9 protein-coding genes are annotated in these 10,688 nt (G+C 61.9%); all 9 read right to left on the bottom strand.

All coding sequences use genetic code 11. The features are described 5' to 3' along the window. Positions 1–88 precede the first annotated feature (88 nt). Positions 89–931, bottom strand: coding sequence for an urea ABC transporter ATP-binding protein UrtD (urtD, locus tag QMX91_RS24755; protein WP_171061818.1), 843 nt, complete (start codon positions 929–931; stop codon positions 89–91). 23 nt (positions 932–954) lie between these two features. Continuing rightward, entirely contained in the window at positions 955–2,034 is a 1,080-nt protein-coding gene (urtC, locus tag QMX91_RS24750) for an urea ABC transporter permease subunit UrtC (RefSeq protein WP_282413525.1), read from the bottom strand. Beyond that, positions 2,034–3,536 carry an urea ABC transporter permease subunit UrtB gene (gene urtB / locus QMX91_RS24745; protein ID WP_098966993.1) on the bottom strand — a complete coding sequence of 501 codons (1,503 nt, stop codon included), beginning with the start codon at positions 3,534–3,536 and terminating at the stop codon, positions 2,034–2,036. Before urtB ends, urtC begins: the two co-directional genes overlap by 1 nt. Before the next feature lie 334 nt (positions 3,537–3,870). Further along, complete coding sequence (gene urtA / locus QMX91_RS24740; protein WP_027613564.1) at positions 3,871–5,136, bottom strand: urea ABC transporter substrate-binding protein; 1,266 nt, start codon at positions 5,134–5,136, stop codon at positions 3,871–3,873. 324 nt (positions 5,137–5,460) lie between these two features. After that, positions 5,461–6,471 carry an iron ABC transporter permease gene (locus QMX91_RS24735; RefSeq protein ID WP_223007136.1) on the bottom strand — a complete coding sequence of 337 codons (1,011 nt, stop codon included), beginning with the start codon at positions 6,469–6,471 and terminating at the stop codon, positions 5,461–5,463. Continuing rightward, positions 6,468–7,415, bottom strand: a complete 948-nt coding sequence (locus QMX91_RS24730) for an ABC transporter substrate-binding protein (protein ID WP_223007135.1) — start codon at positions 7,413–7,415, stop codon at positions 6,468–6,470. The genes QMX91_RS24735 and QMX91_RS24730 overlap by 4 nt, the downstream gene beginning before the upstream one ends. Beyond that, entirely contained in the window at positions 7,412–8,200 is a 789-nt protein-coding gene (locus QMX91_RS24725) for an ABC transporter ATP-binding protein (protein WP_098966999.1), read from the bottom strand. Before QMX91_RS24725 ends, QMX91_RS24730 begins: the two co-directional genes overlap by 4 nt. A 220-nt stretch (positions 8,201–8,420) precedes the next feature. After that, positions 8,421–10,544 (bottom strand): TonB-dependent receptor, encoded by a 2,124-nt coding sequence (locus tag QMX91_RS24720; protein ID WP_282413524.1) that lies wholly within the window; start codon positions 10,542–10,544, stop codon positions 8,421–8,423. Beyond that, positions 10,486–10,688 (bottom strand): hypothetical protein (locus QMX91_RS24715; protein ID WP_282413523.1); only part of this gene is annotated, 203 nt, incomplete at its 5' end. The genes QMX91_RS24715 and QMX91_RS24720, both read right to left, overlap by 59 nt.

The following is a 10,688-nucleotide window of genomic DNA, read 5'->3' as shown; positions in this document are numbered from 1 at the left end:
CGAATGCGGTGGATCAGTCGCCATCAACTTGAATGGCACACCGCATTCGCGAGCAAGCCCGCTCCCACATTGGAAAGGTGTTTGCAGTTCAACGGCCGAGATAGACCTCGATCACCCGCTCGTTTTCCTGCACCTGCTCCAGCGACCCTTCCGCCAGCACGCTGCCCTGATGCAGCACCGTCACGTGGTCGGCAATCGAGCCGACGAAGCCCATGTCGTGCTCCACCACCATCAGCGAATGCTTGCCGGCCAGCGATTTGAACAGCTCGGCGGTGAATTCGGTTTCGGCATCGGTCATGCCCGCCACCGGTTCGTCGAGCAGCAACAGTTGCGGGTCTTGCATCAGCAACATGCCGATCTCCAGAAACTGCTTCTGGCCGTGTGACAGCAAGCCCGCCGGGCGATTGACCGAGGTGGTCAGGCGGATGGTCTCCAGCACTTCGCTGATGCGATCGCGCTGCTCGCCGCTCAGGCGTGCGCGCAAACTGGCCCACACCGACTTGTCGGTCTTCTGCGCCAGCTCCAGATTCTCGAACACGCTGAGCGCTTCGAACACTGTGGGTTTCTGGAACTTGCGGCCGATCCCGGCCTGGGCGATCTGCACTTCGCTCATCTGCGTCAGATCGAGGGTTTCGCCGAACCACGCCTTGCCGTGGCTGGGGCGGGTCTTGCCGGTGATGACGTCCATCAGCGTGGTCTTGCCTGCGCCATTGGGGCCGATGATGCAGCGCAGTTCGCCGACACCGATGTACAGGTTCAGATTGTTCAGCGCACGGAAGCCGTCGAAGCTGACGCTGATGTCTTCCAGGGTCAGGATCGTGCCGTGGCGGGTGTCGAGGCCCGGGCCGACGCGTTGGCCGAGGCCGATCGAGTCACGGCTGGTGCCTTCGTCCTTGTTCGGTTCCACGGGGAAGAACGCCGGTTCGAGCATGAATTCAGCACTCGCAGTGACTCTCATTGTTCACCTCGTTTCTTCAGCAGGCCGATCACGCCTTTGGGCAGATACAACGTCACGACGATGAACAGCGCGCCGAGGAAGAACAGCCAGTATTCGGGGAAAGCCACGGTGAACCAGCTCTTCATGCCGTTGACCACACCGGCACCGAGCAACGGCCCGATCAGCGTGCCGCGACCGCCGAGGGCGACCCACACTGCCGCTTCGATGGAGTTGGTCGGCGACATTTCGCTGGGGTTGATGATCCCCACCTGCGGTACATACAACGCCCCGGCCAGACCGCACAGCACCGCGCTCAAGACCCAGACGAACAGCTTGAAGCCGCGCGGGTCGTAGCCGCAGAACATCAGGCGGTTTTCCGCATCGCGCAGCGCGGTCAGCACCCGGCCGAACTTGCTCTGCGCCAGACGCCAGCCGATGAACAGACTCGCCACCAGCAGCAACACGGTCGCCAGAAACAGCACCGCGCGGGTGCCCGGCTCAGTGATGCCGAAACCGAGAATCGTGCGGAAATTGGTGAAACCGTTGTTGCCGCCGAAGCCGGTCTCGTTGCGAAAAAACAGGAGCATCCCGGCGAAGGTCAGGGCCTGGGTCATGATCGAGAAATACACACCCTTGATCCGCGAACGGAAGGCGAAGAAGCCGAACACCAGCGCCAGCAGACCCGGTGCCAGCACCACCAGACACATCGACCAGATAAAACTGCTGGTGCCGCTCCAGTACCACGGCAGGTCGGTCCACGACAGAAAGGTCATGAACGCCGGCAAACCATCACCGGCGGCCTGACGCATCAGGTACATGCCCATCGCATAACCGCCGAGGGCGAAGAACAGGCCGTGGCCCAGCGACAGCAGCCCGGCGTAGCCCCAGACCAGATCCAGCGCCAGAGCGACGATCGCGTAGCAGAGGATTTTGCCGACCAGCGTCAGGGTGTAGGCCGAGACATGCAGCGCGCTGTCCGGTGCCAACAGCGAAAGCAGCGGCAGGGCGATCAGCAGCGCGAGGATCACCGCGCCGATGGCAATGGTGAGTTTCGGCCCGGCCTTTTGCGTGGCCGTGACAAGTAGAGGCTGGTTCATCAGTCGATCACCCGTCCTTTCAGTGCGAAGAGGCCTTGCGGACGTTTCTGGATGAACAGAATGATCAGCGCGAGGATCAGGATCTTGCCGAGTACCGCACCGATCTGCGGTTCGAGAATCTTGTTGGCGATGCCCAGCCCGAACGCGGCGAGCACGCTGCCGGCGAGTTGCCCGACGCCACCGAGCACCACCACCAGGAATGAGTCGATGATGTAGCTCTGACCCAGATCCGGGCCGACGTTGCCGATCTGGCTCAGCGCCACGCCACCGAGGCCGGCGATGCCCGAGCCGAGGCCGAAGGCGAGCATGTCGACGCGCCCGGTCGGCACGCCGCAGCAGGCAGCCATGTTGCGGTTCTGCGTGACCGCTCGCACGTTGAGGCCGAGGCGGGTCTTGTTCAGCAGCAGCCAGGTCAGCACCACCACGAACAAAGCGAAAGCGATGATCACGATGCGGTTGTACGGCAGCACCAGATTCGGCAGCACCTGAATCCCGCCGGACAGCCACGCCGGGTTCGCCACTTCAACGTTCTGTGCGCCGAACAGCAGGCGCACCAACTGGATCAGCATCAGGCTGATGCCCCAGGTGGCGAGCAGGGTTTCCAGTGGTCGGCCGTAGAGATGACGAATCACTGTGCGTTCCAGCGCCATGCCGATCGCCGCTGTGACAAAGAACGCCACCGGCAGCGCGATCAGCGGGTAGAACTCGATGGCTTGGGGTGCGTAACGCTGGAACATCAGCTGCACCACGTAAGTCGAGTAAGCGCCGAGCATCAGCATCTCGCCATGGGCCATGTTGATCACCCCGAGCAGGCCGAAGGTGATCGCCAGCCCGAGCGCCGCGAGCAGCAGGATCGAGCCGAGGGACATGCCGCTGAACGCCTGACCCAACACTTCGCCGATCAGCAGTTTGCGCTTGACCTGAGCCAGACTGGTTTCGGCGGCGGTGCGCACCCCGGCATCGCTTTCGACGCCGGGCTCGAGCAGGCCTTCGAGGCGGGTGCGGGCCAGCGGATCGCCGGTTTCACCCAGCAGGCGCACGGCGGCCAGACGCACCGCCGGATCGCTGTCGACCAGCTGCAGATTGGCCAGCGCCAGGCTCAGGGCGGCGTGGACGTTCTCGTCTTTTTCGCCAGCCAGCTGCTGGTCGAGGAATTTCAGCTGCGCGGGTTTCGCGCTTTTCTGCAATTGCTGCGCGGCAGTCAGACGGGTTTTGGCATCGGCGGCGAGCAATTGGTGGCTGGCCAACGCGGTGTCGATCAGACCCCGCAGGCGGTTGTTCAGGCGCAGGGTTTTGGTTTGGCCGTCGAGGGTCAATTCGCCTTGTTGCAGGGCGTTGATCAGCTCGACACGCGCCGGCTCGGGCTGCGCGGCCCAGGCTTCCAGCAGTTTGGCTTGCTGCACGGGGTTGGCGGCGACGAAGTCTTCGGCGTCGCCGGCAAAGGCAGTCATCGGCAACAGCAGTGCCAGGGCCAGAAATAAGCGGTATATGGCAGTGGGCATTAGTGGTGTCCTGTTCAACCGCCCCCTCACCCTAACCCTCTCCCGGAGGGAGAGGGGACTGACCGAGGTGTCAGGACGATGTGTTGCGACCTGCGAATTCGAGCCGAGCTCACACTTTGAAAAGCACGAAGATCGGCTCCCTTTCCCCCCTCTCCCTCTTGAAATTGAGGGGACTGACCGAGGTTTTTGTACGATGTGCTGCGACCTGCGAATTCGAGCCGAACTCAGGCTTTGAAAAGCATGAAGATCGGCTCCCTTTCCCCCTCTCCCCCTCGGGGGAGAGGGCTGGGGTGAGGGGGTAGATCTCAAGCCCGCCTCAAAGATTGAATCCGCCTCAGTTGCTCTTCACCGCATAATCCGGCTTCTTGTCGTTGCCATCGATAAACGGACTCCAAGGCTGGGCGCGGATCGGGCCTTCGGTCTGCCACACGACGTTGAACTGACCGTCGTTCTGGATCTCGCCGATCATCACCGGTTTGTGCAGGTGGTGGTTGGTCTTGTCCATGGTCAGGGTGTAACCGGACGGCGCGGCGAAGGTCTGGCCGGCCAGCGCTTCGCGAACTTTGTCGACGTCGGTGGACTTGGCTTTTTCCGCTGCCTGCGCCCACATGTGGATGCCGACGTAAGTGGCTTCCATCGGGTCGTTGGTCACCGCTTTGTCGGCGCCCGGCAGGTTGTGTTTCTTCGCGTAGGCCTTCCAGTCAGCGACGAACTTCTTGTTCACCGGGTTCTCCACGGACTCGAAGTAGTTCCACGCCGCGAGGTTGCCCACCAGCGGTTTGGTGTCGATGCCGCGCAGCTCTTCTTCACCCACCGAGAACGCCACCACCGGTACGTCGGTAGCCTTCAGGCCCTGGTTGGCCAGCTCTTTGTAGAACGGCACGTTGGAGTCGCCGTTGACCGTGGAGATCACAGCAGTCTTGCCGCCGGCGGAGAATTTCTTGATGTTGGCGACGATGGTTTGATAGTCGCTGTGACCGAACGGGGTGTAGACCTCTTCGATGTCCTTGTCGGCCACGCCTTTGGAATGCAGGAACGAGCGCAGGATCTTGTTGGTGGTGCGCGGGTAGACGTAGTCGGTGCCGAGCAGGAAGAAGCGCTTGGCGCTGCCGCCTTCTTCGCTCATCAGGTATTCAACGGCAGGGATCGCTTGCTGGTTCGGCGCGGCGCCGGTGTAGAACACGTTTGGCGACATCTCTTCGCCTTCGTACTGCACCGGGTAGAACAGCAGGCCGTTGAGTTCTTCGAACACCGGCAGCACCGATTTACGTGACACCGACGTCCAGCAACCGAACACCACCGCGACCTTGTCCTGGGTCAGCAACTGCCGGCCCTTCTCGGCGAACAGCGGCCAGTTCGACGCAGGGTCGACCACCACCGGTTCGAGCATCTTGCCGTTCACGCCGCCCTTGGCGTTGATCTCGTCGATGGTCATCAGCGCCATGTCTTTGAGCGATGTTTCGGAGATCGCCATGGTCCCGGACAACGAATGCAGAATCCCCACCTTGATGGTCTCGGCGGCCTGGACAGTCCAGGTCATGCCCATCGCGGCAATGGATGCCGTGAGTGTGAAAGCCTTGATCAAACTGCGACGCTTCATTGTGCGATCTCCATGAACGTTAAAGTTTTTTATGGTTGGCAGATGCGGACGACTGAAGGTGTGTTTTGCAAGGGCTGTGCCCGGTCGGGATCGGGCAGGAAAATGTCGGTTTAGAGCGGTTGCGCGCGGGTGGGGTGCACCATGAAGGGACGCGGAGAGAGCGTTGGTGCAAGCGGCCGCGCCAGATTGGGGCGCGATTTCAAGGACAACACTGTCCCCTGTAGGAGTGAGCCTGCTCGCGATAGCGTTCTGTCATCCGCATTGATGTCGAATGTGTCGCCGTCATCGCGAGCAGGCTCACTCCTACAAGTTGATTGTGCTGGATCAGCGGCGGCGCATCAGGCCGATGAAGAACAGACCGCCGATAGCCGCGGTGGCAACGCCGATGGGCAGGTCTTCCGGCGCGATCAGAGTTCGCGCGGCAACATCGACCCACACCAGAAACAGGCTGCCGAGCAGTACGCAGGCCGGCAACAATCGGCGGTGTTCGGCACCGACCAGACGCCGGGCAATGTGCGGCACCATCAGCCCGACAAAACCGATCGAGCCGCTGATCGACACCAGCACCCCGGTCATCAAGGACGCGATCACAAACACCCGCAAACGCACCGCGCGGGCATTCAGGCCGAGGGTGACGGCGGTCTGTTCACCGGCCATCAATGCGTTCAACGGCCGGGCCATGCCCAGCAGCAGACCGAGGCCGAGCAACACACTCAGCGCCGGCACCGTCAGTAGTTCCCAGCGCGCCAGGCCGAGGCCGCCGAGCATCCAGAACATCACCGCCGAGCTGGCGCGATGGTCGCCCATGAACAGCAGCAGGTTGGCGATTGCCATCATCACGAACGACACCGCCACGCCGCACAGCAGCAACCGGTCGCTGTCGAGCCGACCCTGACGGTTGGCAATGCCCAGCACCAGAAACATGCTCAGCAACGCACCGATGAAAGCAGCAATCGGCAAGGTCAGCAGACCGACGATCTCACCTATGTGCAGCACCACGATCACGGCGCCGAGGGTCGCGCCGGAGGTGACGCCGAGCAGGTGCGGATCGGCAAGAGGATTGCGCGTCACCGCTTGCAGCACCGCGCCAATCAACGCCAACCCGGCACCGACCAACGCCCCGAGCAACATGCGCGGCACACGGATCAGCCAGACAATGTGCTCCTGCCCGGCGCTCCAGCTCACCTCGCCGAAACCCAAGGTCTTGTGCAGCAGAATCCGCCACACCACCTCCACCGGCACCCGCGCCGGACCAAAACCGAGCGAGACCACGCACGACACCAGCAACAGGGCACCGAGGGCGATCAGCAACAAGGCGTAGCGACGGTCGATCATTCGCCGTGGAATCCTTTGGCCAGGGTTTCCACCGCCAGCACGTTATCGATCCCCGGCGTGGCCTGCACGTAAGGGATGACGATGAAGCGCTGGTTCTTGATCGCATCGACCGATTGCAGCGCCGGGTTCTTCAGCAGAAATTCGATCTTCTGTTCAGCAGTGATTTCGCTGTAGTCGACGATCACGATCACCTGCGGATTGCGCTCGACCACGGTCTCCCAGTTGACCCTCGTCCAGCTCGCGTCGACGTCGTCGAGAATGTTGCGCCCGCCCGCAGCATCAATCAGCGCCTGCGGCATGCCGAGACGCCCGGAAGTCATGGCGCGGTCTTCACCGCTGTCGTAGAGAAACACCCGCGGCTTGTCGACGGGCAGGTCTTTGCGGATCTCGGCGACCTGATTCTGCATGTCGGCGATCAGTGCGTTGGCGCGATCCTGCACGTCGAAAATCTTCCCCAGATTGCGCAGGTCGTTGTAGGTGTCGTCCAGCGTCGCCGCCGGACGCTTCATCACGAAGGCGCAGGATTCGGTCAGCTCATATACGTTGATGCCCAGCGGTTGCAGGGTCTGCGGCGTGAGGTCGCCACCGACGCGCATGCCGTAATCCCAGCCGGCGAAAAAGAAATCGACGTTGGCGTTGAGCAGGGTTTCCACCGACGGGTATTTCGCGGCCAGCTCCGGCAAGCCGTCGAGCAGCGACTGCATTTCGGGCGTTACTGACTTCCAGCCGCTGACACCGCTGTAGCCGGCCATACGCGATTTGAGGCCGAGGGCGAGCATCATCTGGGTCATGTTGATGTCGTGACTGACCGCGTGTTTCGGCGCTTCGTTGAAGGTCACTTCGCGGTTGCAGCTATGGATGGTCAACGGGTATTTCGTGGCTTCGGCGAAGGCCTGGGCACTGCACAACAAAAGAGCGACACAAAGCAGGGAACGCACAGTCATGGTCGGGTTATCCAGGTGATTCGCGGGTAGCCGTGGAGGGGATGGGAATCGATCAACGCCTCGACGCCGAACACGTCGCGCAGCAGCTCGGTGGTCAGTACCTGTTGCGGCGTGCCGCTGGCGACGATCCGGCCGTGGTTGATCACGTACAGTCGGTCACAGAACGCGGCGGCCAGGTTCAGGTCGTGAATGCTGGCGAGGGTGCCGATCTGCAGACGTTTGACCAGTTGCAGCAGTTCGAGCTGATAACGCGGGTCGAGGTGGTTGGTCGGCTCGTCGAGGATCAGCAGTTGCGGTTGCTGAGTCAGGGCGCGGGCAAGGATCACCCGCTGCTTCTCACCGCCGGACAGGGTGGCGAACGCATGGTCTTCGAAGCCGTCGAGGCCGACGGATTTGAGCGCTTGCGTCGCCAGATTGCGATCTTCCAGCGTGTCGCCATCGAACAGGCCTTTGTGCGGCGTGCGACCCATGGCGACCACTTCTTCGACGGTCAGGCCAAAGGCATCGGGGAATTCCTGCAGGACCACGGCGATGCGCTTTGCGCACCAGCGCGAAGACTGTTTCCACACGTTGTGATGATCGAGTCTGACCTCACCGCTTTCCGGCTGACTGAAGCGATAGGCGCAGCGCAGCAGGCTGGTCTTGCCGCTGCCGTTGGGGCCGATCAGCCCGACAAACTCACCGGCAGCCACCTGCAACGAGGCGTCACGCAGCTGGAACTGGTGATGGCAGTGGCCGTGGCCCAGAGGTGTCCAGGCGAGGTGGGTGAGGGTGAGTGACGTCATAGGGCGTTCGGTGTGTTCTCGATTTCGTGTTTTTTCGGTAGATCCATCCCCCTCACCCCAGCCCTCTCCCCCAGAGGGGGCGAGGGGGAAAGGGAGCCGATCTTCATGCGTTTCAAAACTGAGTTCGACTCGGACTTTCAAGTCGGTGCAACTTGCCCAAACACCTCGGTCAGTTCCCTCTCCCTCCGGGAGAGGGCTAGGGTGAGGGCGCAATCTTCAATCAAAAAGTGTAATCAGCGGTGACGAAGAACGATCTCGGCTCGCCGAGAATCCACTGCTGGCCCGCATTGTATTGGCTTTGTGCGTACTGGCGGTCAAACAGATTGTTCAGCTGTAGACCGAGCGTGGTGTTGCGCAGGGCTTGCCACGACAGCGTCGCATCGACCACGGTGTAACTCGGCAGCTCGTTGCGGTTGGCCATGTCGGCGTAACGCGCATCGACATAACGCACGCCGGCCCCGGCCTTCAGATCATCACTGAGGTTTTTGTTCAGCCACAGATTGGCGGTGCGCCGTGGTACATCCACCGGGCGATTGCCGTTGTACGACAGGGTTTGCCCGTCGACCACTTCGGAGAAGTCATCGTACCTGGCCTTCACAATCGCCGCGTTGGCCTGCAATTGCCAGGCGTGCGGCAGTTGCAGATCGAGGCTGGCTTCCAGGCCGTTGGACGATTGCTGGCCGACTTGCTGCTTGAGCGTCGGGTTGCCCGGATCGTCGGTCAGCAGTTTCTTTTTGACGATGCGATAGGCCGCCAGGGTGAACTCGCCGCGCTGATCCCAGAACAACTGCTTCAGGCCGATTTCTGTCTGGCGCGCGGTCGACAGGTCGTATTGCTGCTGGCTCGGACTGAGGGATATCAGGCCGCCGATGCCGTCGGTGCTGGTCGCGACCTGACCGTAGAACGAGGTCTGCGGCGTCAGGGCAAACACCAGTCCGGCCTTCCAGTTGTTGCCGGTCAGGGTCTTGTCGCTCTGGCTGTCGTCGATCAGATTGTTGCGATCCACATGCACATAGTCGCGGCGCACGCCGGTCACCAGCGACCAGCGCTCGCTCAATTGCGTGCGGTTTTCCGCAAACACTGACATCTGTTTGGTGGTGCTGTCGAACTGGTCGCGGTAAGGGTTGGCGCTTTCGAAATAGCCCGGTTGCGGGTGATACAGATCCAGCGCCTGACCGTTCGGCAGCACATCGTTGAACGGCGAATTGCTGTTGAGCTGGAAACGGATGCGGTTGTAATCGACGCCGGTCACGGTTTGGCTGTCGAGGCCGAACAGCGAGTGTTTGAAGGTGAAGGTCTGGCGGTCGCCGACCTGCTCTTGCTGGTGACCAATGCCGAAGTAGCCGCTGCGGCTGAGCTGTTGCGTGGCGGTGTCGAAGTTGTAGTTTTCGGCGTTCTGCCAGCGGCGCTGGGCCTTGAGGTAGTACAGCTCGTTGCTGGCACTGACGGCGTCGTTGATCTGCCAATCGGTGGTCAGGCGCGTCCACTGATCGTTGTAGTGCTGCTGGTCGTCGCGCACGTTGTAGTTCTTGTTACGCAGGCTGTTCTGCAATCGGCCGTTGATCAGTGGCGTGCCGAAGTAGTTCTGCGGACGCTGGTCGCCGTAGTCGTGGGCGAGGGTGAACGCCAGGTCATCAGTGGCTTGCCAGCACAGCGCCGCGCTGATGAAGTCGCTTGATGAGTCACCGCGATCGATCCAGCCGTTGCTGCGCAGACGATTGAGATTGAGGCGATAGCTCAGGGTGTCGCTCAGCGAGCCGCCGCTGTCGAACGCCTGCTGCTGGCTGTCGTAGGAACCGTAGCCGAGGCGCAGGTGATTTTCTATTTCGCCCTCGAACGGCTTCTTCGGAATCACGTTGACCACCGCACCGGTCGCGCCTTCGCCGTACAGCACCGAGGCCGGGCCGCGCAGCACGTCGACGCGCTGCACCGCCCAGGTGTCGACCGGAAAAGTTACGGTGCCCATACCGGTGTACATGCGGTTACCGTCATACAACTGCATCACCGAACTCTGCCCGGTAAAACCGCGTGCCTGCAACGAGGTGCCGCCATCGCCCGGGGTGCCGGTGCGGCTGATGCCGGTGCTGCGTGACACCGCGTCCTGCACGCTGCGATCGCCACGGGCGCGAACCTGCTCGCCGCTGAGGCTTTCGACGCTGGCCGGAGTTTCCATGGCCGTCAGGTTCAGGCGCGAACCAGCGGTGGTCGGCGTGGTCAGGCTGACACTTTCTTCGTCAACCGCAGGCGCGGAGATTGTGCCGGTGGGCAGCGTCAGCGGCTGGCCATCAGCGCTGGCGTTGTTCAGGGCAAGCAGGCAGAGACTGGACAAGAGGTACTTGTTCATCGGGACGGTGAATCACTTCTTCAAAAGACAGCCCGCCACTTTTGGTGGCGGGCAGAGCGGCAATTGTGGGAGCGGGCTTGCTCGCGAAGAGGGCGTGCCAGACACCCTGTTCGTTGAATGATACTCCGCCTTCGCGAGCAAGCC

Origin of the sequence: Pseudomonas sp. PS01299 (assembly GCF_029960145.1) — a bacterium.
GTDB classification, from domain to species: domain Bacteria; phylum Pseudomonadota; class Gammaproteobacteria; order Pseudomonadales; family Pseudomonadaceae; genus Aquipseudomonas; species Aquipseudomonas putida_A.
Note: the sequence above shows the minus strand (reverse complement) of the source record. Positions and strands in the feature narration are given on the sequence as shown.